The 20,138-nt window shown below is 70.0% G+C and carries 17 protein-coding genes; 11 read left to right on the top strand and 6 right to left on the bottom strand.

What is annotated here, in order from left to right; translation table 11 throughout:
• Window positions 1–56 precede the first annotated feature (56 nt).
• Both KF910_RS02630 and KF910_RS02635 read right to left on the bottom strand, forming a co-directional pair.
• The gene (locus KF910_RS02630) at window positions 57–1,463 is read right to left on the bottom strand and encodes a M48 family metalloprotease (RefSeq protein ID WP_292258661.1); all 1,407 of its coding nucleotides are present in this window, start codon (window positions 1,461–1,463) and stop codon (window positions 57–59) included.
• Window positions 1,464–1,645: 182 nt separating this feature from the next.
• A complete protein-coding gene (locus KF910_RS02635; RefSeq protein WP_292258662.1) occupies window positions 1,646–4,264 on the bottom strand; it encodes a ribonuclease E/G in 2,619 nt (872 codons plus the stop codon).
• Between the two features lie 496 nt (window positions 4,265–4,760).
• Between KF910_RS02635 and KF910_RS02640 the strand changes: the two genes are divergently transcribed.
• Window positions 4,761–5,954, top strand: a complete 1,194-nt coding sequence (locus KF910_RS02640; RefSeq protein WP_292258663.1) for an N-acetylmuramoyl-L-alanine amidase family protein — start codon at window positions 4,761–4,763, stop codon at window positions 5,952–5,954.
• A 4-nt stretch (window positions 5,955–5,958) separates the two neighbouring features.
• On the opposite strand, the gene KF910_RS02645 is transcribed toward KF910_RS02640, so the two are convergent.
• Entirely contained in the window at window positions 5,959–6,621 is a 663-nt protein-coding gene (locus KF910_RS02645) for a J domain-containing protein (RefSeq protein ID WP_292258664.1), read from the bottom strand.
• Between the two features lie 46 nt (window positions 6,622–6,667).
• On the opposite strand from KF910_RS02645, the gene KF910_RS02650 reads away from it, so the two are divergent.
• The 7 genes from KF910_RS02650 (at window position 6,668) to KF910_RS02680 (ending at window position 15,156) form a co-directional block, all read left to right on the top strand.
• On the top strand, window positions 6,668–6,970 hold the full coding sequence (locus KF910_RS02650; RefSeq protein WP_292258665.1) for a BolA family protein: 303 nt from the start codon (window positions 6,668–6,670) through the stop codon (window positions 6,968–6,970).
• 89 nt (window positions 6,971–7,059) lie between these two features.
• Entirely contained in the window at window positions 7,060–8,880 is a 1,821-nt protein-coding gene (locus KF910_RS02655; protein WP_292258666.1) for a response regulator, read from the top strand.
• Between the two features lie 123 nt (window positions 8,881–9,003).
• Window positions 9,004–9,456, top strand: coding sequence for an RcnB family protein (locus KF910_RS02660; protein WP_292258667.1), 453 nt, complete (start codon window positions 9,004–9,006; stop codon window positions 9,454–9,456).
• Window positions 9,457–9,539: 83 nt separating this feature from the next.
• Entirely contained in the window at window positions 9,540–11,225 is a 1,686-nt protein-coding gene (locus tag KF910_RS02665) for a cisplatin damage response ATP-dependent DNA ligase (protein ID WP_292258668.1), read from the top strand.
• 50 nt (window positions 11,226–11,275) lie between these two features.
• A complete protein-coding gene (locus tag KF910_RS02670) occupies window positions 11,276–12,208 on the top strand; it encodes a mechanosensitive ion channel family protein (RefSeq protein ID WP_292258669.1) in 933 nt (310 codons plus the stop codon).
• A gap of 1 nt (window position 12,209) precedes the next feature.
• Window positions 12,210–13,226: a threonine aldolase family protein gene (locus KF910_RS02675; protein WP_292258670.1), complete on the top strand. Its 1,017-nt coding sequence runs from the start codon at window positions 12,210–12,212 to the stop codon at window positions 13,224–13,226.
• A 46-nt stretch (window positions 13,227–13,272) separates the two neighbouring features.
• Window positions 13,273–15,156 (top strand): ABCB family ABC transporter ATP-binding protein/permease, encoded by a 1,884-nt coding sequence (locus KF910_RS02680; protein WP_416354676.1) that lies wholly within the window; start codon window positions 13,273–13,275, stop codon window positions 15,154–15,156.
• On the opposite strand, the gene KF910_RS02685 is transcribed toward KF910_RS02680, so the two are convergent.
• Window positions 15,153–17,219 (bottom strand): transglycosylase SLT domain-containing protein, encoded by a 2,067-nt coding sequence (locus KF910_RS02685; RefSeq protein ID WP_292258671.1) that lies wholly within the window; start codon window positions 17,217–17,219, stop codon window positions 15,153–15,155. The genes KF910_RS02680 and KF910_RS02685 overlap by 4 nt on opposite strands.
• A 99-nt stretch (window positions 17,220–17,318) precedes the next feature.
• Between KF910_RS02685 and dapA the strand changes: the two genes are divergently transcribed.
• Window positions 17,319–18,203 carry a 4-hydroxy-tetrahydrodipicolinate synthase gene (gene dapA / locus KF910_RS02690; RefSeq protein WP_292258672.1) on the top strand — a complete coding sequence of 295 codons (885 nt, stop codon included), beginning with the start codon at window positions 17,319–17,321 and terminating at the stop codon, window positions 18,201–18,203.
• On the top strand, window positions 18,203–18,673 hold the full coding sequence (smpB, locus tag KF910_RS02695; RefSeq protein WP_292258673.1) for an SsrA-binding protein SmpB: 471 nt from the start codon (window positions 18,203–18,205) through the stop codon (window positions 18,671–18,673). The genes dapA and smpB overlap by 1 nt, the downstream gene beginning before the upstream one ends.
• Window positions 18,674–18,682: 9 nt before the next feature.
• Here the strand turns inward: smpB and KF910_RS02700 are convergent, their stop codons facing one another.
• Window positions 18,683–18,880: a hypothetical protein gene (locus KF910_RS02700; RefSeq protein ID WP_292258674.1), complete on the bottom strand. Its 198-nt coding sequence runs from the start codon at window positions 18,878–18,880 to the stop codon at window positions 18,683–18,685.
• 133 nt (window positions 18,881–19,013) lie between these two features.
• Window positions 19,014–19,562 carry an NYN domain-containing protein gene (locus KF910_RS02705; RefSeq protein WP_292258675.1) on the bottom strand — a complete coding sequence of 183 codons (549 nt, stop codon included), beginning with the start codon at window positions 19,560–19,562 and terminating at the stop codon, window positions 19,014–19,016.
• On the opposite strand from KF910_RS02705, the gene folK reads away from it, so the two are divergent.
• The gene (gene folK, locus KF910_RS02710; RefSeq protein ID WP_292258676.1) at window positions 19,561–20,106 is read left to right on the top strand and encodes a 2-amino-4-hydroxy-6-hydroxymethyldihydropteridine diphosphokinase; all 546 of its coding nucleotides are present in this window, start codon (window positions 19,561–19,563) and stop codon (window positions 20,104–20,106) included. The genes KF910_RS02705 and folK overlap by 2 nt on opposite strands.
• The last annotated feature ends 32 nt before the right edge of the window (window positions 20,107–20,138 follow it).

Below are 20,138 nucleotides of genomic sequence, written 5' to 3' on the forward strand. Positions count from 1 at the left end.
CAGGGGCGCGCGGCCGGGTGATCGTTCGTGGAAGGGTCTTGGGTCATTGTGTCGGCTCAGGGAACAGGTTGCATCTGCACGCCGGCGGTGCGGCGCTGGCGGCGTTCGAGGTCGTCGAGATCGTCCTGGGTCGCGCCGGACGCGAAGACGATGTCCAGGGCGCGCCGATATTCGGGCGTGTTCCGTTCCAGCATGTCGCGGGCGCGCAGGGCGAACTGGGTCGCCTGCTGGGTGTCGCGGGCGGCGAAATACATCTCGGCCGAGGCCAGCCGCGCCTCGCCCTCCTTGCCCTGGCGGGCATAGGCCTGGCCCAGCAGCCGCCAGGCCATGGTGTTGTCGGCCTCCATGGCGGTGGCGCGTTTCAGCTGATTGACGGCGGCGTCCAGGTTGTCGGCGTCGCCGCTTTCCAGCAGGGCGTGGGCCAGGTTGACGCGCAGCAGGGGGGCGTCGGGCTTCAGCTCCACCGAACGCTGGTGCGCCGCCACGGCGTCGGAAGGGCGGCCCTCCTCGAACAGGATCTGGCCCTTCAGCTCCCAGAAGTAGGGGTTCTCAGGATCACCCTCCAGAAGGGCGTCCACGGCGTTCAGCGCCTTTTCCGTCTGACCGGCGCGATACCAGGCGATCGCGCGGGCGTAGCGGGCCGGCAGGCTGTCGTCGGTTTCCGGATAGAGGCCCAGGGTCGCGTTGGGGTGGTCCATGAAGCCGTGGATCTTGGCCAGGATCAGGGCGTGCTGGGCCATCCGTTCGGGACTGTCCGTGCGGCCGTAGTTGGCCGAGGCCTCGGCCGGACGGCGCAGGGCCTCGATCCGCTGGGACGACAGGGGGTGGCTGCGGAAATAGGGATAGCGGCGGGCGTCCGAGAAGACCTCCTGAGCACGGAAATTCTCGAAGAACTGCACCAGGCCGCGGCTGGATTCTCCGGCCCGGTCCAGGGCGCGCAGGGCGGTCAGGTCGGCCTCGCCCTCCTGGCTCTGCATGTATTTCAGCGCGCCCAGGGTCCCGAAATACTGGCTGGAGCCCAGTAGGGCCATGGCGGCGTCGGGCGCGCCCGCGGCCATGGCCAGGGCGCCCAGGGCCATGCTCATCCAGAAGGGCTGGGCGCCGGCGGCCTGGGCCCCGTCGCGCATGGGGTGGCGGTTCTTGATGTGGCCGGCTTCGTGGGCGATCACCCCCAGCAGCTGATTGGGGTTCTGGGTCCGCAGGATCAGGCCGGTGTTGACCCCCATGATCCGGCCGCGCGTGGCGAAGGCGTTCAACTCCGCGTCATTGACCAGCAGCAGTTCCACATCGCTGGGCTCCAGCCCCATGGCGACGAAGACCGGGTCGGACCATTCGCGGATGATGCCTTCGATCTCGGTGTCCCGGATGATGCTCTGGGCCGAGGCGGGGAAGGCGGCCAGCAGCATGGCCAGCCCCGCGAGCGGGGCGGCGACCAGGGCGCGAAGGCGGACCAGCCAGGACATGACGACTCCCTAAAGCCAGGCCCGGTCAGGCGGCCTCCGGGTCGGATCGAGGTGATCTGACGCCAAAAGAGACCGGCTGACCAGCGCGGAGCGAAACCGGCGTCCGGCGGGACAGCGTCCGACCGAACCGACTTCACTCCAAGGCCTTGCCTGAACCTGGGGCCGCTTTATGGCCCCGGGCGCTATTTGCGGCCCCACCAGCCGCGCTTGGGCTTGGCCGGCGGCGCCGCGATCTGGGTCGGATCGTCGGCGATGATCGAGGCCAGGTCGGCCTCGGGCGCCGGGGCGGCGACCGGTTCGGCCAGGACGGCCGGTTCCGGCTGGGGCTGGGTTTCGGGCTGCGCCTCCGGTTCCGGAGCCTGTTCCGGCTCCGGCGTGGATGGGACGAAGGGTTCGCCCTCGGGCTCGGCCTCGTTCGGCTCGATGGCCGTTTCGACAGCCGAGTCCGGCGTGGCCGAGGCCGAGGCCTTGCGGCGAACCCGGCGGCGTTTCGGTTCGGCCGGGATGACCGGGGCGGATTCGGCCGCTTCGGGAGTTTCGTCAGCCAGGATCACGGCGGCGGGGGTGCCGGGCGAGCCGTCCGGGGGCATGCCCTCGGCCGTGGCCCGGGCCTCGACCTTGACCTCGTGGGCCAGGCCGCCGCGACCCCGGCCGCGACGCCGCCGACGACGGCCGCCCTCGCGTTCACCGCCCGCCTCGCCTTCAGCCTGCTCACCGTTCGCCTCGGCAGCCTCGGTCGAGGGCGCGGAGGCGCGTTCCGGACGTTCCGGGTTCAGCGGGTCGAACCAGACATAAGGATCGTCCAGCGACGGGGTGCGGGCGCGGACCCAGCCATAGACGTCGCGGTCGCCGTCCTCGCGGACACGGCGGCCGCCGCGACGGCCCCGGCGACGGCGGCGGCCGCCTTCGGAATCGTCATCGTCGTCCTCGGCCGCGACCGGCGCCTCGTCGGAGGCGTCATCCGGCCGGCCGCCGCGACGGCGGCGACGGCGGCCCCGACCGCGACCGTCCTCGGCGCGCTCCGAGCGTTCGCGCGCCTCGTCGTCGTCATCGTCCTCGCGGTCGAGATCGGACTCGTCCTCGTCGTCGATGATCTCGTCGTCGTCGCCGTCGTCCTCCTCGGTCCAGGCGGCGTCGTCATAGCCGTCATCCAGATCCGACAGATCGGCGGTCGTCTCGGGCGGGGTGAAGTCCTCGTTGGTCTCGGTGCGGTCCAGAGCGTGTTCGCCCTGGGCCAGGCTGTCGTCGATCTGGATGACGACGTTCAGGCCGCGGCGCTCCAGCAGGCGCTGCAGATAGTCGCGCTTGTGGTTCAGGATATACAGGGCCACCGCCGTGCACAGACGCAGGGTGACCGACCCGGCCCCGTTCTTGCCCGCCTCGATATCGACGGCGCGCAGGGTCATCAGGGCCGCGCTCTCGGCCGAACGGATGCGGCCGGCGCCCTGGCAATGCGGACAGACCTCGGTCGCGCCCTCGATCACGCCCAGGCGGCGGCGCTGGCGGCTGATCTCCATCAGGCCGAAGCCCGAGATGCGGCCCATCTGGATGCGCGCGCGGTCGCGGGCCAGGGCGTCCTTCAGCACCTTTTCGACGGCGCGGTTGTTCTTCGACTCCTCCATGTCGATGAAGTCGATGACGATCAGGCCGGCCAGGTCGCGCAGGCGCAGCTGGCGCGCCGCCTCGACGGCGGCCTCCATGTTGGTCTTGTAGGCCGTTTGCTCGACGTTCCGCTCCTTGGTGGCGCGGCCCGAGTTGACGTCGATGGCCACAAGGGCCTCGGTCTGGTTGATGACCAGATAGCCGCCGGACTTCAGCGGCACGACCGGCTGGTGGATCTGGCCCAGCATTTCTTCGATGCCGTTGGCCGCGAACAGCGGACGCGAGCCCTGGTACAGGTGGATCTTCTTCGCCTGGGACGGCATCAGCACCCGCATGAAGTCGCGGGCCTGTTTGAAGCCTTCGACGCCTTCCACCTGGATGCCGTCGAATTCCTTGTCGTACATGTCGCGCACGGCGCGGCGGACCAGGTTCTCCTCCTCATAGATCATCGAGGGGGCGTGGGAACGCAGGGTGGTCTCGCGGATCGTCTCCCACAGGCGCAGCAGATATTCGTAGTCGCGCTTGATCTCGGCCTTGGTGCGCTTGGCGCCGGCGGTGCGGATGATCAGGCCCATGCCCTTGGGCACGTTCAGGGCCGAGGCGGCGGCCTTCAGCCGCTTGCGGTCGGTGGCGCTGGTGATCTTGCGCGAAATGCCGCCGCCCTTGCCGGTGTTGGGCATCAGCACGCAGTAGCGGCCGGCCAGCGACAGCCAGGTGGTCAGGGCCGCGCCCTTGCCGCCGCGCTCGTCCTTGACGACCTGGACCAGCAGGATCTGGCGGCGCTTGATGACGTCCTGGATCTTGTAGCGCCGCATCAGGCGCCGTTTCAGACGTTCCTCGTCGGCCAGCTTGGCTTCGGGATCGGCCTCGTCGTCGGTCGACTCGCGGCCCAGATCGTCTTCGTGATCCTCGTCGCTGTCCGCCTCGGCCATGATGGCTTCGCGGTCGGCGACCGGGATCTGATAGTAGTCCGGGTGGATTTCGTTGAAGGCCAGGAAGCCGTGGCGGTTGCCGCCGTATTCGACGAAGGCGGCCTGGAGGCTGGGCTCTACGCGGGTGACCTTGGCCAGGTAGATATTGCCGCGAAGCTGGCGCCGGGCCTTGGATTCGAAGTCGAATTCCTCAAGCTGGCGGCCGTCCACGATGGCGACGCGGGTTTCTTCCGCGTGCGCCGCATCGATAAGCATGGTCTTTGACATCAAAAGTCTCTCTCTGGCGCGCCAGGCCGGGCGGCCGGAGAACGGGTCTCCGATCGTGGGCGGCTCGCCGAATGGGATGGGGGGCCGGGGCGCGCATCATCCCTCCGCCGATGGCGGAAGCGGCTCCGAGGAGCTTCAAGGGAGCGCAGGCGGTCAGGCCCATGGTTTCAGATCGGTCCTGGCTCCCTCCGCGACCAGGCGCGAAGACCGGAGCCGGTCCTCGAACCGTCGGACGGGCCGGACGATTCTCGGAGAGGTGAAAGGTCTAGGCCGCGAGGAGGACGCATCCGAAGCCCGGGGGCCTGGGGACGCGGTCGGTTCGCGAGCGGACAAAGCATAGGGATTGCGTCACGGAATTGAAAGCGTCCTGGCCTTAACCCAATGCAAGGACTGATCGGGCATGGTGCCGCCCGAGTATGGTCACCAGACAGGCGCCGTCAGAATGAACGGTCAAAGGCTCTCAGGGCTCCGGAGGTGGGGCGCGCGGGAATGGACGATGACGGCCCTGGCCCTCGTCGTGGTCTGCGCCGTCCTGCTGACGGCCGGGCGTGGGCTGGCGTCGGGCGCGACGGGCGAGGTGCTGGGCCTGCGGTTCGGCGGCGACGGCCAACGAACGCGCGTGGTGGTCGACCTGGAGCGTTCGACCCGGGGCGTGGTCATCGATGACGGCGCCGGCGGCCGCGTCACCCTGGCGCTCAGCGGCGTCGCCGCCGGGCGGGGGCTGGGCGGCGCCGGTTCGGGCCTGGTCAGCGGCTATCGCGTGGCCAATGCGGGCGGGGCGTCGCGGGTCCAGCTGGACCTGGCCCAGACCGCCGAGATCGAACGCCGCTTCCTGCTGCCCCCCGGCGACGGGGTGCCCCAATTCCGTTATGTGATCGACCTGAAGGCCAAGTCCGCCGCCGCGGCGACGCCTCGCGCATCCACGGCGGCCGCCGCGCCGGCTCGGGCCCCGCGTCGGCAGGCGACCAGCGGGCGGCGGCTGATCGTGGTGGACGCGGGCCACGGGGGCCGCGATCCCGGCGCAGCGGGCGCTCAGTCGCGCGAGAGCGCCGTGACCCTGGCCGCCGCCCTGATGCTGAAGTCGGAACTGGAGCGCACGGGCCGGTATCGCGTCCGCCTGACCCGCGACAGCGACGTCTATGTGGGCCTGTATCGCCGGGTCCAGATCGCCCGCGACGCCGGCGCCGACCTGTTCATCTCGCTGCACGCCGACGCCGGGGCCGATCCCGCGACGCGGGGCGCCAGCGTCTATACCCTGTCGGAACAGGGGGCGGGCCGCGCCGTGCGCGAGTTCACGCGAGGCGATAACTGGCACCGGTCGCTGAACCTGCCGGGCCGCGACCCGTCGGTGGACCGTATCCTGCTGGACATGACCCAGCGGGCGACCCAGAACCGCTCGGCCCAGTTCGCGCGGGTTCTGCTGACCCATCTGGAGGCGGCCGAGCGTCCGCTGCTGCGTCGCAGCCATCGTGACGCCGGCCTGGCGGTCCTGCTGGCGCCCGATGTGCCGGCCGTGCTGCTGGAGATGGGCTTCATCACCAATCCCGAGGACGAGCGGGCGCTGAACGACGAACGCGCGCGCCGCCGCCTGATGCGCGCCGTGGCCGAGGGCATCGATCGCTATTTCAACGAGCCCGCGCCCGGCATGATGATGGCGTCCGCCGCCCTGTCCTCGGGCGGGCGGCCCTGAACACCTAGACCATTCCGGCCTTCTTCAGGGTCTTCCAGGCCTTGATGACCCGCTGCAGCTTGGCCTCGGCCCCGCGATCGCCGCCGTTGGTGTCGGGGTGGCAGCGTTTCAGAAGCTCATGATAGCGGCGCTTGATGTCGGCGCGGGTCGCCCCGGCCTCGAGGTCCAGGTCGGCCAGGGCGCCGCGTTCCAGCTTGCCCAGGCGCGACGCCTCCTCGGCCTTCGCCGTGGAATGCGAGGCGGTGCGGCGACCGAACAGGCCGAAGCTGTCGCGCCATGATCCGGCGCCCGTATTGGCGTTCGAGCCGAATTTGGCGGCGAAGGCGGCGGCTTCGCGGGTGAATCGCCCGGCCTTCATCTCCCAGGTGGGACGGCCGCCGGTCATGGCTTCGTTTTCCTGGGCCGCGCGGACCTCGCCCTCGCTCATCCCAGCATAGAAATTCCAGCCCTTGTTGTATTCGCCGGCGTGCCCCTGACAGAAGTCATAGAATTCCCCCAGCTTTTCGCGCGACTTTGGCGCGCGCGCGGTCGCCGGGCGGCTGCAGTCGGGCCACTGGCAGGGCGTTTCGCCGGGCTTGAGGCGCAGCACATCCTCCGCCGCCGGGTCCTCGGGCGGGCGGATACGCATGTCCTTGAAGCGGGGCTTGTACTGGAATGAGGCCGACATCGCCTCCAAGTGTAGGCGCGAATTGGACGTCATCAAGGAAGTCGCCGTGTCCGAAGGCCCGATCACCCAGGAAATCCACCGCAAATTGACCGAGGCCTTCGCGCCGACACGGATTCGGGTCGAGGACGACAGCGCCCGACACGCCGGCCATCATCACGAAGGCGGGGTCGACGGCCGCCCGGGCGGCGAGAGCCATTTCAACCTGACCCTGGTCTCGACCGCCTTCAAGGGCCAGTCGCGGGTCGCCCGCCAGCGGGCGGTCAACGCCGTGCTGAAGGCCGAACTGGCCGGGCCGGTCCACGCCCTGTCCATCCGCGCCCTGACCCCGGACGAGGATATGGCGGGGTAGCCGGGGGTTGAGGAAAATCAGCGTTCACTTCGTCTTAGAAACTTGGTCCTAGCGTCACGCCCAACGACAAATCGCTGAGGGGCGGGGGCATGGTGGGATCGGAAGGCGCAGCGAAGAGTCTGGCTCCCGGGCAAAGGCCCGGGGAGGCCGCACAGGCCCTGACCGCCATCCTCCAGACCCAGTATCTGCGTTATGTGATCATCGCCAGCTGGGGCCTGGGCCTGTGCGGCGTGGTCGGCTGGCGCACGGCCCTGGTCTGGTTCGTGGCCACGGTCGGGGCCGGCGCCCTGCGCGGCGCCTTCGAGATGCGTCTGAGCGACCGTGTCGGCGCGGGCTGGGGTCTTCTGTTCCCGGCCGTGGCGACGGCGACGACCGCCGTCTGGGCCGTGGCGCCGCTTCTGGCCTGGTTCTCGGGCAAGCCGTTCGGCCATGAACTGGCCGTGGCCCTGCTGGTGTCAGGCTATGTGCTGGTTTTCGCCCAGCTGCGCAGTTCGCCGCGACAGGCCCTGGTGATCTCCTCGCCCTATGGCGTCGCCGCCCTGGCCGTCCTGGCCAGCCTGTGGGGCGGGCCGCTGTTCTGGCCGTTCCTGGCCGCCGCGCCCCTGACCGGGGCGGGGCTGTTCGTCCTGGTCATGATGACCATGCTGCGTGAAGAGCGCATCCGCGCCTTCCAGGAACACCAGGCCCATCTGATCGAGGAGCTGGAGAGCGCACGCGACAAGGCAAATGCGGCGTCCGAGGCCAAGTCCAACTTCCTGGGCGTCATTTCGCACGAACTGCGTACGCCGATGAACGGCGTCCTGGGCGCGGCCCAGCTGCTGAGCGCCACCCGGCTGGAGACGACCCAGCGGGAATACCTGTCGATCATCCGCAACTCGGGCGACAATCTGCTGAGCCTGCTGAACGACATCCTCGACATGACCAAGATCGAGGCCGGCAAGATGACCTTCGAGGTCGTCGATGTGAACGTCGAAGAGCTGGCGCGGCGCGTGACCGGCCCCTTCGAGGCCCAGGCCGAGGCCAAGGGTCTGACCTTCATCTCGGAGTTCGAGGGCGAGGTGCCGTCGGTGGTGCGCGGCGATCCGCTGCGCGTCTGCCAGGTGGTGCAGAATCTTCTTTCGAACGCGGTGAAATTCACCGACCGGGGCGAGATTCGCTATTGCGTCCGTGGCGAGCGGATCGGCGAAAATCGGGTGCGCTTCGACTTCGTGGTGACCGACAGCGGGTCCGGCATCGCGCCGCATGACCTGGAGCGGCTGTTCCAGCCCTTCACCCAGGTCGACGCCTCCTCGACGCGCCGCTTCGGCGGCACCGGCCTGGGTCTGACGATCGCCCGGCGCATGGCCAATATCATGGGCGGCGACATCACGGTCGAATCCGAGATGGGCAAGGGCTCGGTCTTCTGCCTCAGCCTGGAGGCCGAGGTGGTCGAATGGGCCCCCGTGCGCGAAACCGAGGTCATCGACGCCCAGATCGAGGACGGCGAACACCTGAATGTGCTGGTGGTCGAGGATCATCCGGTCAACCGCATGATCCTGGAAGCCTGGATGGGCTCGGCGGGTCACCAGGTCACGGCCGCCGAAAACGGCGAGATCGCCGTCCAGGTGGCCAAGGGCCAGCGGTTCGACCTGATCATCATGGACGTCAACATGCCGGTCATGGACGGCCTGACCGCAACCCGCCTGATCCGCGAGGAGGAGGGGGCCAACCGCGAGACGCCGCTGGTCGTTCTGTCGGCCTCGGCCCGCATCGAAGACCACCAGGCGGGACTGGACGCCGGCGCCGACGCCTATCTGAACAAGCCGATCGATTTCACCGCCCTGGCAGCCCTGATGGGGCGGGTGTCCGGCGGCCGAGAGGCGGTCCGTGTCGCCGAGGGGCACCCGACCCTGTCGTCCGTCGCCGCCTGATTGCGGCGGAAAGCCGGCGCGCGCCTGAACGACAAGTGAGCGTAGCGGTTCAGGCGCGCCTCAGCCTGGCCGGTCCATTCTGCACCCGGGTCGATCGGACCCGCCCGCAGAAGGACTATCGAGATGAGCCATAAATTCCTCGCCGCTTCGGTCGCTGCGGTCATGGCCCTGGGTTCGCTGGGCGCCGCGACCGCCGCCGCCGCCCAGGCCCGCCCGGGTCATCCGGCCGCCCATGCCCAGGCCCGTCCGGGCCAGGCGCCGACCCGGGCCCAGCCGCCGCACGTTCGGCCGGCTCCGGCCCCCGCGCCGTCGATGCAGCGCTGGCAGCGGTCTTCGCATCGCTATCAGGCTCCCCGCTATGTCGCGCCGCGCGGCTATCTGGCGCGGACCTGGTCCTATGGCCAGCGGATGCCGACGGCCTATCGCACCCGGACCTATGTGGTGAACGACTATGGCCGCTATGGCCTGCGCGCGCCGCCCCGCGGTTATCAATATGTCCGCAGCGGCGATGACGTGGTCCTGGCCGCCGTGGCCACCGGCCTGATCGCCGCCGTCATCGCCGGCCTGTTCAACTAAGGCCGGTCCGGCCGATCGGCGCCCCGGAGGGAAACCTCCGGGGCGCTTTTCGTTTGAGCAGGGCCGTGCGTGAATGAGGTCGGATGCGCGCCTTCGCCGAATTGCTGGACCGCCTGTCGCTGACCGCGTCACGCAACGCCAAGCTGGTGCTGGTGCGCGACTATCTGCGCGCGGCGCCGGATCCTGATCGAGGCTGGGCCCTGGCGGCGCTGAGCGGCGACCTGACCTTTGATGCGGCCAAGCCGGCCATGATCCGCAAGGCGGTCCAGGCGCGGGTCGATCCGGTGCTGTTCGGCTGGTCCTATGACTATGTCGGCGACCTGGCCGAGACGGTCGCCCTGATCTGGCCGAGCGACCCCGGCCATCGTCCGAACCGCGAGCCGCAACTGTCGGAGGTCGTCGAGGCCCTGCGCGTCGCGGGGCGCGGAGAGGTTCAGGGGCTGCTGGAAGCCTGGCTGGACGCGCTGGAGCCCAAGGGGCGGTGGGCCCTGCTGAAGCTGATGACCGGGGGACTGCGCGTGGGCCTGTCGGCGCGCCTGGCCAAGACGGCGGCGGCCATGATCCGTCCGGCCGCCACGCCCGAGCCGCCCGATCCGGAGGGTGGGGAGGGCGACCGCAGGCTCGATCCGGTCGATGTGTCGGACATCGAGGAGGTCTGGCATGGGCTCAGCCCGCCCTATGCCGACCTGTTCGCCTGGCTGGAAGGCCGCGCCGAACGCCCCAGCACCGAGGCCCCCGGCCGTTTCCGCCCGGTCATGCTGGCGGTCGCCGTCGACGAGGCGGTCGACTTCCCCAAGCTGGCGCCGGCCGATTTCGCCGCCGAATGGAAATGGGACGGCATCCGGGTCCAGGCGGTGCGCGAGGGCGGGGTCGAGCGCCTGTTCTCCCGAACCGGCGACGAGATCGCCGCGACCTTTCCCGACCTGATGGCGGGCCTGCATTTCGAGGGCGTCGTCGACGGCGAGCTTCTGGTGCGCCGCGATGGGGCGGTGGCGCCGTTCGGAGACCTGCAGCAACGGTTGAACCGCAAGACGGTCGATCCGAAACTGGTCGAGCGGTTCCCGGCGGCCATCCTGGCCTATGACCTTCTGGCCCTGGACGGCGAAGACCTGCGGGGCCTGTCTCTGGCGGAACGGCGACGACGACTGGAGGCTCTGGTCGCGGGTCATCCAGGGGACCGTTTGCATCTTTCGCCGGTGATCCCGTTCCGGGCCTGGGACGATCTGGCCGCGCTTCGGGCCGATCCGCCGGTTGGGGCGGCGGCCGAGGGGCTGATGCTGAAGCGCTGGGACAGCCCCTATGTCGCCGGCCGGCCCAAGGGGCCGTGGTTCAAGTGGAAGCGCGACCCGCACCTGATCGACGCCGTCCTGATGTACGCCCAGCGGGGGCACGGGAAACGCTCCAGCTTCTATTCCGACTACACCTTCGGCGTCTGGACCGAAGAGGGCGCCCTGACGCCGGTCGGCAAGGCCTATTTCGGTTTCACCGACGAGGAGCTGAAGCAGCTGGACAAGTTCGTGCGCGACCACACGGTGGAGCGGTTCGGCCCCGTGCGCTCGGTGCGGGCCGAGCGGGAGTTCGGCCTGGTGCTGGAGGTGGCGTTCGAGGGGTTGCAGCGTTCGACGCGCCACAAGTCCGGCGTCGCCATGCGCTTTCCGCGTATCAGTCGCATCCGCTGGGACAAGCCGGCGCGCGAGGCCAACACTCTGGACGACGTCATGGACCTGCTGGACCGGATCGAGGCCGGTGGCGGGCGAATAGTCGTCTGATTTCAGCGCTTCGGGCTTCCAATCCGGCCTTTAGGCGTTAGACCCGGCGGATGACCGATCTGACGACGCCGCTGAACAACGCCTTGACCGCAGGCGAACGGGCCGTGGCCGTGGATGCGGCCATGCTGGCCAAGCTGACCGACGTCATCGGCGATTTCGCGATCAACCTGTTGATCGCCGTCCTGATCTTCGTCGCCACCCTGTTCGTCTCGCGCTGGGCCAGCGCGGCGGCGCGACGGATGCTCGGCCGGGTGCGCGGCTTCCGGCACGACCCGACCGTGCTCAGCTTCGCGGTCCAGGTGGTCCGGGTGGTGGTGATGATCATCGGCCTGATCGCCGTCCTGCAACGGCTGGGGGTCCAGACCACCTCGATCATCGCCGTCCTGGGCGCCGCCTCCCTGGCCGTCGGCCTGGCGCTGCAGGGCACACTGTCGAATGTGGCGGCGGGGGTTATGCTGCTGGTGCTGCGCCCCTATCGCGTCGGGGAGGTGATCGACCTGAGCGGGGTTGCCGGGACGGTGAAGCGGCTGGACCTGTTCACCACCACCCTGTCCAACGCCGAGAATTTCCGCATCACCGTGCCCAACGCCAAGGTGTTGAGCGACGTGGTGGTCAACCTGACGGGCCAGAAAACCCGCCGGATCGAGATCGGCTTCGGCGTCGGCTATTCGGACGACCTGAACCAGGCTCGCGCCGTCCTGGCCGAGGTTGCAAAGGCGCACGCCAAGGTCCTGCCCGATCCCGCGCCCTGGACGGGGGTTACCGCCCTTCAGGACAGTGCGGTGCAGATCACCCTGCAGGCTTGGGTCAAGGTCGAGGACTGGTGGCAGACCCGGTCCGACCTGATGCAGGGCGGCAAGGAGGCGCTGGACGCCGCCGACATCGAAATCCCCTTCCCACATCAGGTCTCCGTGCCCTATGGCGACGAAGCGGATGCGCCGTCGCCAGAGGCGAAGCCGGCGCGCAGGACCAGGGCGGACTGACGTGCGTTACGACTTCGGATCGGACAACACCGCCGGCATGGCGCCGGCCGCCCTGGAAGGGTTGATCGCGGCCAACGCCGGACCGACGCCGGCCTATGGCGCCGATCCCGTCACGGCGCGCGCCGCCGACCAGATCCGCCGGCGGCTGGACGCGGACGCGGAGGTGCGGTTCGTCTTTTCCGGCACGGCGGCCAACGCCATCGCCCTGTCGATGCTGGCCTGGCCGTTCGAGGCGGTGCTTGCCCACCACGCCGCCCATGTCTGCACCGATGAGACCGGGGCGCCTGGCTTCTTCGGCCAGGGCCTGGGCCTGATCGGCCTGCCGGGCTTTTCCGGCAAGATCGATCCCAGGGCGCTGCAGTCCGCCCTGGAAGAGCCCGAGGTCAGCCATCGCCAGCCCCCGGCGGCGCTCAGCCTGACCCAGGCGACGGAATACGGCGCGGTCTATTCGGTCGATGAATTGCGCCACCTGATCGAGCCGGCCAAGGCGCGGGGCATGGGGGTGCATTTGGACGGCGCCCGCCTGGCTAATGCGGCGGCGGCGGGCTTCGACCTGACCCAGATCGCGCGGTTGGGGGTGGATGTGCTGGTCTTCGGCGGGGCCAAGGCGGGGGCCAACTGCGCCGAGGCCATCGTCATGTTCGACAAGAGCCTGGCCCGGCGCGTCGACAATCGGCTGAAACAGGCGGGGCAGACGGCGTCCAAGACGCGGTTCCTGTCGGGCCCCATGCTGGGCCTGCTGGAGAGCGAGGCCTGGGAGACCGGGGCCGCCCACGCCAATCTGATGGCCCAGAGACTGGCCGAGGGGATCACCGTCCGCTCGCCCTTCGTCCTGGCCCACCCGGTGGAGGCCAACACCGTTTTCGTGCGCATGCCCGAGGCGACGCACGCCCGACTGAACGCCGCCGGCTGGGCCTGCTACCGTTTCGACGACGGCTCGGTGCGGTTCGTCTGCTCCTGGGCCACGACCGAAGCGGCTGTGGACGAGATCATCGAGGCGATCGCCGGCCTCGATTGAGCCCTTTCGCCCGCGCCCGGTCGCGGCCATATGGTCGGCGATGACGATGCGAGGCGAACGATCCGGCGGGCGACGCGGCGACATGGCGACCCGGGCGGCCCAGGCGGGCGTGCCGGCGTCGGAGAGTCGGGGACCGGGCGCCTGGCGCGCCCTGGCCGATCTGGCGGGGGTGGTGCGCCGGTCGCAGGCGCCGCAACTGCCCTGGCGGGTTCTCGGGGCGATCCTGCTGACCCTGGCGGGCAAGGCCCTGGGCGTTCTGGCGCCGCTTGTGCTGGGGGCGGCGGTCAACCGGCTGGCGGCGGGACAGGGGGCCGGAGTGGCCCTGGCGGCCGGGTTCGCCGGTTTCGCGGCCGGCTGGGCCCTGGTGCGGTTCCTGTCCTCGGCGGCGCCCCAGTTGTCGGACGTTGTGTTCGCGCCGGTGCGGCAGGCGGCCATGCGGCGGGCGGCGGCCGAGACCTTCGCCCACGCCCTGAACCTGTCGCTGGATTTCCACCAGACGAAGCGGTCCGGCAGCCTGTCGCGCACGGTCGAGCGCGGATCGCGGGCCACGGACTTCCTGCTGCGCGTCCTGGCCTTCAACCTGGTCCCGACCGGGTTGGAACTGGTGCTGGCCGCCGGGGTGCTGGCGGGCAAATACGACTGGCGGTTCGGCGCCGTGGCGGTGGTGGTGGTGGCCGTCTATGCGGTCTCGACCTTCGCCCTGTCCAACTGGCGGCTGGAGCATCGCCGCATCATGAACGCCGCCGACAGCGAGGCGGCGGGCCAGGCGGTGGATGCCCTGCTGAACTATGAGACCGTCAAGGCCTTCGGGGCCGAGGCGCGGGCGGCCCGGGGCTATGACGACGCCCTGGGCGTCTATGGCGAGGCGGCGCTGAAGGCCAATGCGTCCCTGGCCCTGCTGAACGCCCTGCAGGCCGCCATCATGAACCTGGGCCTGGGGGTCATGGCGGTGATGGCGGGCTATGAGGCCCTGGCCGGGCGCATGGGGCCAGGGGACGTGATGGCCTCTGTCCTGATCCTGATTTCCCTGTATGCGCCCCTGAACATCCTGGGCTTCGCCTATCGGGAAATCCGACAGTCCTTCATAGACATGGAGGAGATGCTGAAGGTGACGCGTCAGGCGCCGCAGGTGGCCGATGCCCCGGACGCGGTTCCCCTGCCTCGCCCCGCCGATGCGCGCGGGGCGGCCCTGAGGTTCGAGCACGTGGGCTTCCGCCATGACGCCCGCTCGGCGGGGTTGGAGGATGTCAGTTTCGACGCCGCGCCGGGCACGACGACGGCCCTGGTCGGACCGTCGGGTGCGGGCAAGTCGACCATCGTCAAACTGGCCATGCGGCTGATCGACCCCCAGGCGGGCCGGGTGCTGATCGACGGGCTGGACGTCCGCGCCGTCAGCCAGGCCTCGCTGCGCGCCGCCATCGCCCTGGTGCCGCAGGACGTGGCCCTGTTCAACGACAGCCTTCGCGCCAACATCGCCTTCGCCCGGCCCCAGGCCGACGAGGCGGCGATCTGGGCCGCGGCCGAGGCGGCGGAATTGGCCGACTTCATTCGCAGCCTGCCCGAGGGGATGGAGACACGGGTCGGCGAGCGCGGGCTGAAGCTGTCGGGCGGCGAGCGTCAGAGGGTGGGCATCGCCCGCGCGCTCTTGGCCGATCCCTGCATCCTGATCCTGGACGAGGCGACCAGCGCTCTGGACAGTCGCACCGAGGCGGCGATCCAGAAGACCCTGCGAAAGGCGCGGGCGGGGCGCACGACACTGGTGGTCGCCCACCGGCTGTCGACCGTGGCCGACGCCGACCAGATCCTGGTGCTGAAGGATGGCCGGGTGGTCGAGCGCGGCGGACACCACGAACTGGTCGCCCGCGTCGGCGGGGAATACGCGGCCCTGTGGCGCAAACAGACGCGAGGGGCGCGGACGGGCGCCGCCTAGTTCGCCTCGACCGGCGTCGTGTCGGCGGTATAGGGGCGAGGCCCGGCCGGGGCGCCGGCGCGCAGGTCGGCCGAAGGGGTCAGCGGCGCCGAACCGCCGTTCAGCCGCGCCTTGTAGATGGCCATGTTCTCCAGCACCCGCATCATGTAGTCGCGCGTCTCGCTGAAGGGGACGCATTCGATGAAGTCGGCCGGGTCGACCTGACCGCCGCGGGGATCACCGCAACGGCCGACGAACATATTGATGCGACCGGCCCCCGCGTTGTGGGCCACGGCCGACAGCAGGTAGGAGCCGCCGCTGCCCGACAGGGTTTCGCCCAGGTGATAGCTGCCCAAGGTCATGTTGAAGTCGGGGTCGTACAGCTTTTCCGCCGTGAAGGGCAGGCCCAGTCGGCGGGCCACGGCGGCGCCGGTGGCGGGCACGAACTGCATCATGCCGCGGGCGTTGGCGCCCGAGGTGGCGCGGGGGTCGAAACTGGATTCCTGGCGGGTGATGGCCAGGGTGAAGGGCAGGGGCGCCGCGCCCGCCACGGGCGGCGGCATACGCACCGGATACTGGCGTTCGGGCATCAGGAAGCCGCGCTGGCTGGCGGCGCGGCCGACCATCATGGCGGTGAAGGTCTCGCCATAGCCGCGCGTCATGTCCATCAGCAGGGCCAGGTCCGCCGCCGTGGGCAGCTGGTCGTCGGCGGCGTAGGCGAAGACGCGATACAGGGACATCTCGCCCGTCTCGCCCAGGATGCGCAGGGCGCGGACCAGTTCGTCGCCCTCGAACCGCGCCACGTCATCCGGCGTGGGGGCGGGGTCGCCAGGCAGGACCAGGGTCGTGATCCCGGCCTTTTCCGCCGCCAGCTGGCCGTAGAAGGACTGAATATGGCGCCCGCCCTCGGCGTAGAAGGCCTGGGCCGCCGCCTGATCGCCGCGCGCCTCGGCCGCGCGGCCCAGCCAGTAGAGGGCCCGGCCCTGGGTGATGGGGGTCGATGACATCTCGCGCAGGGCCTGGAAGTGGCGCGCGGCCGTGACCGGATCGTTCAGCCGCGTCAGGGCGGCCCATCCAGCGAAGAACTCCCCATCCACCTTGCGGTCGCCCGAGGGGAAGCCGTGGCCGGCCATGGCGTCATAGGCGGCGCGCGGGTTGCCGAAGCGCAGGGCGTCCAGGAAATAGTTGCGCCGCTCGCGCCACAAGGCGTCCTGCCCGTCCTTGTGCGTGGGGGCGGCGGGCAGGGCGGCGAGAAGCGGGAAGGCCTCGCTCTGGCGATTGGCGGCCCTCAGGATGCGGACCCGTTCCAGCACCACGGCCGGGTGCATGGCCTGGGCGGGCGTCAGGCCGGCGACGATGGTCTCGGGCGAATAGGCGGTGCGCAGGGCCATGGCCGCCTGGGCCACGGCGCGCATGTCGGGCGACGCCATGCCGGTCATGGCCCGTGTCGCCGGGCCGTGCGGCCCCAGCAAAAGCATCGACAGGCGGGCGTCATGGTCATCCGTGGTCAGGACGCCGGGCCAGCGGTTCAGGATGCGTGACTGTTGAGCATCGTCGAAGGACCGGGTGCGCCACCAGTCACGGATCAGATCGCGCGCCTCGTCGCGGCGACCGCGCTGCTCCAGGGCGTCGGCCAGGGCGATGGCGCCCTGGATCGTGACGGGCGGGGTCTGGGCGAAGGCGGCCAGGACGGCGTCGGGCCCGGGGTTGGCCAGGTCCAGCGAGGCCTCCATGGCGGTGCGGCGGCTGTCGCCGCGGGGCCAGCGGGCCATGGTCTGGGCCGCCTGGGCCAATTCGCCATAGGACAGCTGACTGGCCGAGGTGTCGATCAGCGCCCATTCGACCAGACGACGGGCCGTGGGATTGGAAATCTGGGACGCGGCCATGCGGGCGCCGCCGACATCGCGGGCGCGGGCGGCGGCCAGGCCCTGGCGGAACAGGGCGGTGTCGGCGTCGCTCAGCACCCGGGCCTGATAGGACGGCGCCGAGGCGTAGGGCGTCGGCTGGCTGTTCAGCGACTGGGGCAGGGGGGCGGTCGCTGCGAGCACCGTGGCCAGGGCCGTCACGATCATGAAGCGCGTCATCCTCATTCTGACTGGTTGCGGCGCGGGCGGCGCCGACCTAAACCTCCTGCGTATCGGCAAAGGCGCATCGCGCCCATCCCACACAGGCCTGTTGTTTCAATGACCGCCCCCCTGTTCAAGGGCGTGATCACCGCCCTGATCACACCTCTTCGTGACGGAAACGTGGACGAGGACGCCTTCGGCCGTCTTCTGGAGCGGCAGATCGCGGCCGGGGTGCATGGCGTCGTGCCCATGGGAACCACCGGCGAGAGCGCCACCCTGCACCTGGACGAACACCAGCGGGTGGTCGAGATGGCCGTGAAGATCGCCGCCGGGCGGGTGCGGGTGATCGCCGGGGCGGGGGCGTCGGCCACTGACAAGGCCATCGAGATGGCGCGCCACGCCAAGACCGTCGGCGCCGACGGCGCCCTGATTGTCACCCCCTATTACAACCGCCCGTCCCAGGCTGGGCTGAAGGCGCATTTCGAGGCCATCGCCGATGCGGTCCAGCTTCCGATCCTGCTCTACAACGTGCCGGGCCGCACCGGCGTGGACATAAGCAACGAGACGGTCGCGGCCCTGGCGGCCCATCCGAACATCGTCGGCATCAAGGACGCCACCGGCGACCTGGGCCGTGTCAGCTGGATGCGGGCCAATATCGCCGAGGGCTTCGCCCTGGTCTCGGGCGACGACCCCAGCTGGCTGGGCTATCAGGCGGCGGGCGGTCACGGGGTGATCTCGGTGACCTCGAACGTCGCGCCCGAGGGGATGGCGGCCCTGTATGACGCGGTCCAGGCCGGCGACCTGGAGGCGGCGCGCCTGTGGCAGGACCGGCTGATCGGACTGCACAAGGCGCTGTTCCTGGACGCTTCGCCGGCGCCCGCCAAATACGCCCTGGCCAGGCTGGGCCTGTGCGGGGACGAACTGCGGCTGCCGCTGGTTCCGATGCGCGAGGATGCGCGCCCGGCCGTGGACCGCGCCATGGCCGAGGCCGGCGTCGCCTGATGGCCAGCGACAAGCCCAAGACCAAGCTGATCGCCGAGAACCGGCGGGCGCGGTTCGACTATTTCCTGGAAGACAATCTGGAAGCCGGCATCCAGCTGCTGGGCACCGAGATCAAGGCGCTGCGCGACGGCCGGGCCAATATCGCCGAATCCTATGTCTCGCCCGAGGGGCGCGAGATCGTCCTGATCAACGCCGACATCCCGCCCTACAAACAGGCCAACCGCTTCAACCACGAACCGCGCCGGCCGCGCAAACTGCTGCTGCACCGGCGCCAGATCGACAAGCTGATCGGGGCGGTCCAGCGCGAGGGGCGGACCATAGTGCCGCTGCGGCTGTATCTGAACGAGGCGGGCAAGGCCAAGGTCGAGATCGCCCTGGCCAAGGGCAAGAAGGTTCACGACAAGCGCGAGACCGAGGCCGCGCGCGACTGGCAGCGCGACAAGGCGCGACTGCTGCGGGACAAGGGCTGAAGCGCCGGCTCAGGCGTTGGCCGGTCGGGCGTCGATCACGCCGGGCAGGGTCGCCGGTCCGGACGAAGCGTAGACGCCCAAGGACGGCCGGCTCCAGACGCCCTGAACCGTCGTGCCAAGCACCGCCAGCGCGGCCGCCAGGACCACCGCCCACATCGCCACTCGCCGTTCGGAGCGGCTGAACACGGAATTCGATCTGCTGGACATCCCCAACCTCCTGTCAGGTTGGAAACGCGAGCCCTGGCGTGGCTGTTCCCTCGCCTGGCGGGTGAAGGTTGCGGGCGTTGATTCGCGTGGCCGGGGCGCCACAGGCGGCGGCTGGCCTGTTCGGGGCCGAGGTTCAGCGGTCGTCGCGCGGCGCGCGGGGGCGGCCCACATCCTGGGCCAGGTCGGCCAGGTCGATGAAGGCGTCGGCCTGACGGCGCAGTTCGTCGGCGATCTGGGGCGGCTGGCATTTCACCGACGACACCACGGTGACGCGCACGCCCCGGGCCTGAAGGGCCTGGACCAGGCGGCGGAAATCCCCGTCGCCCGAGAACAGCACGGCATGGTCCAGCCGCGGCGCCAGCTCCAGCATGTCGACGGCGATCTCGACATCCATATTGCCCTTGGTGCGGGTATGGCCCTGGGCGTCGGTGTAGCGTTTGACCGGCTTGGTCACGACGGTGAAGCCGTTGTAGTCGAGCCAGTCGACCAGCGGCTTGACGGGCGAGAACTCGTCCCCCTCGATCAGGGCCGTATAGTAGTAGGCGCGCAGCAGCTGGCCCTTGGCCGCGAAGGTGTCGAGCAGCTTGCGGAAGTCCAGATCGACGTTCAGGGCCTTGGCGGCGGAATAGAGATTGGCCCCGTCGATGAACAGGGCCAGCCGGTCGGTGTTATGAAGGGTCATGAATAGGTCCGTCGAAGGCGAATATGGCCGCGACGCCGATGCGGGCGCCGCGTTGGATGACGCCGTCATCGTCGCCCTGGGCTGCAATGACAAGGGGGTCTGGCGCGATTGCGAACAGGCGCTGGAGGCGGCCCTGGCTCGATTCCGGGCGGAGGGGGTGGATGTGCTGGCCCGGTCATCCTGGTGGCGTTCGGCCGCCTGGCCTGACCCGGACGACCCGCCGTTCCTGAATGGCGTGGTGATTGTCCGCACCGAACATGAGCCTCACGCCCTGATGGCCGCCCTGGGCCGGATCGAGGAGGCGTTCGGCCGCCAGAGGGGACGGCGCAACGCGCCGCGCACCCTGGATCTGGACCTGGTCGCCTATGGCCGGATGAGCGGCGATTTCGACGGGCTGATCCTGCCGCATCCGCGCGCGGCGGAACGGCTGTTCGTGATGGGGCCGCTGGCCGAGATCGCGCCGGATTGGCGGCATCCGCGCGGCGGCCGGGCGGCGGATCTGGCCAAGGCCGCGACCGTGGGGCGAGACGCACGGCGGACTTGAGGGCGGATGCCGGCGTTCGGCGCCCAAATCCC

The organism is Brevundimonas sp. (assembly GCF_019636155.1).
In the GTDB taxonomy this organism is placed as follows: Bacteria; Pseudomonadota; Alphaproteobacteria; order Caulobacterales; family Caulobacteraceae; genus Brevundimonas.